This is a genomic window from uncultured Escherichia sp. (assembly GCF_948475835.1).
GTDB lineage: Bacteria > Pseudomonadota > Gammaproteobacteria > Enterobacterales > Enterobacteriaceae > ECMA0423.
The window spans coordinates 1-2372 of the sequence record NZ_CAOLGM010000241.1 but is presented as its reverse complement, the minus strand read 5'-3'; the positions used below and the strand labels follow the sequence as shown (position 1 = coordinate 2372).

The 2372-nt window shown below is 49.0% G+C and carries 3 protein-coding genes; all 3 read left to right on the top strand.

The genetic code is table 11. From position 1 onward, the window contains the following. The first annotated feature begins 167 nt into the window (after positions 1 to 167). A complete protein-coding gene (yoeI, locus tag QZF50_RS23490) occupies positions 168 to 230 on the top strand; it encodes a membrane protein YoeI (RefSeq protein WP_010723108.1) in 63 nt (20 codons plus the stop codon). Continuing rightward, a complete protein-coding gene (plaP, locus tag QZF50_RS23485; RefSeq protein WP_000019197.1) occupies positions 220 to 1578 on the top strand; it encodes a putrescine/proton symporter PlaP in 1359 nt (452 codons plus the stop codon). The genes yoeI and plaP overlap by 11 nt, the downstream gene beginning before the upstream one ends. A 178-nt stretch (positions 1579 to 1756) precedes the next feature. After that, positions 1757 to 2372, top strand: a 616-nt coding sequence (locus QZF50_RS23480; RefSeq protein WP_290389034.1) for a YeeE/YedE family protein, incomplete at its 3' end; no start/stop codon positions are given.

Sequence of the window (2372 nt, the reverse complement as noted above, 5' to 3'; positions counted from 1 at the left end):
CATTTAGGCACAATGCGCCGCTGTCAAAAAATGACTAAAAACCGACGTTTCATCAGCGTCGGTTATTTTTTGCTTCAAACCAATCATTCATACCAAGAGGCCGGGCTTCGTACCGGATAGATATTTACTAAAAATCGACAGTTGTTGTCGCTGAGGAATCCAAAAAAATGGGGCAATTTTTTGCTTACGCGACGGTTATCACCGTAAAGGAGAATGACCATGTCGCATAACGTTACTCCAAACACCTCTCGCGTGGAATTGCGTAAAACGCTTACGTTAGTTCCGGTTGTAATGATGGGTCTTGCCTATATGCAGCCGATGACGCTGTTTGATACTTTTGGTATCGTTTCAGGCCTCACGGATGGTCATGTGCCGACAGCCTATGCGTTCGCATTGATTGCGATCCTGTTTACGGCTCTGAGCTACGGGAAGCTGGTTCGCCGCTATCCTTCTGCTGGCTCTGCATACACTTACGCCCAGAAATCCATTAGCCCGACTGTCGGCTTTATGGTGGGTTGGTCTTCTCTGCTCGACTATCTGTTCGCGCCGATGATCAACATTCTGCTGGCGAAAATCTATTTTGAAGCTCTGGTGCCTTCCATCCCATCGTGGATGTTTGTGGTGGCGTTGGTGGCCTTCATGACCGCCTTTAACCTGCGTAGTCTGAAATCCGTAGCGAACTTCAACACTGTAATCGTCGTGTTGCAGGTAGTGCTGATCGCGGTGATTCTGGGCATGGTTGTTTATGGCGTATTTGAAGGTGAAGGCGCTGGTACGCTGGCGAGCACTCGTCCATTCTGGTCTGGCGATGCGCATGTTATCCCGATGATTACCGGGGCGACAATCCTGTGCTTCTCCTTTACCGGCTTTGACGGCATCAGCAACCTGTCGGAAGAAACCAAAGATGCAGAGCGCGTGATCCCGCGTGCGATTTTCCTGACCGCGCTGATTGGCGGCATGATCTTCATCTTTGCAACTTACTTCCTGCAGCTGTACTTCCCGGATATCTCTCGCTTTAAAGATCCGGATGCGTCACAGCCTGAAATCATGCTGTATGTTGCAGGTAAAGCATTCCAGGTTGGTGCGCTGATCTTCTCCACCATTACCGTACTGGCGTCCGGTATGGCGGCGCACGCAGGCGTTGCGCGACTGATGTACGTAATGGGTCGTGACGGCGTATTCCCGAAAAGCTTCTTCGGTTATGTTCACCCGAAATGGCGTACTCCGGCAATGAACATCATCCTGGTTGGCGCGATTGCCCTGCTGGCAATCAACTTCGACCTGGTAATGGCTACGGCGCTGATCAACTTTGGTGCGTTGGTGGCGTTCACCTTCGTTAACCTGTCGGTCATCTCGCAGTTCTGGATCCGTGAGAAGCGTAACAAGACGCTGAAAGATCACTTCCAGTATCTGTTCCTGCCGATGTGTGGTGCGCTGACCGTTGGTGCGCTGTGGGTTAACCTGGAAGAAAGCTCAATGGTTCTGGGTCTGATCTGGGCTGCTATCGGTCTGATTTACCTGGCTTGCGTCACCAAGAGCTTCCGTAACCCGGTTCCGCAGTACGAAGACGTAGCATAATCATCTTTTCTAATAATAAACCGGAGTCGAATGAATATTTGGCTCCGGTTTTTTTATTCTTTTTTATCGACATCCTCATTAATAACCATTTGTTCTAATTTAGAGAATTTGGTTATTGGTCTGCATTCCACCAGTCATGAATAATTTCCTCATTAACATTCATCTGGTTAATTAATTTATGTTTTCAATGATATTAAGCGGGCTAATTTGTGGTGCTCTGCTGGGATTTGTCATGCAGCGTGGGCGTTTTTGCCTGACAGGTGGTTTTCGCGATATGTATATCGCGAAAAATAATCGCATGTTTTACGCCTTGCTGATTGCAATTTCGGTACAAAGCGTGGGGGTTTTTGCGTTAATTCAGGCGGGCCTACTGACTTACGAAGCCGGGGCGTTCCCGTGGCTTGGTACTGTTATAGGTGGGTATATCTTCGGGCTGGGAATTGTTCTGGCGGGTGGATGTGCCACCGGGACCTGGTATCGCGCGGGTGAGGGATTGATCGGCAGTTGGATCGCGCTTTTCACTTATATGGTGATGAGTGCGGTGATGCGTTCTCCACATGCCAGTGGTTTAAATCAAACCTTGCAGCACTACAGTACTGAACATAACTCTATTGCTGAGACTTTTAATTTGTCTGTGTGGCCGTTGGTTACCGTTTTGCTGGTGATAACGCTCTTGGTGGTGATGAAAGAGTTGAAGAAGCCAAAACTCAAAGTCGCGACCTTACCGCCGCGCCGAACCGGGATCGCTCATATTCTGTTTGAAAAACGCTGGCATCCCTTTGTCACTGCTGTAC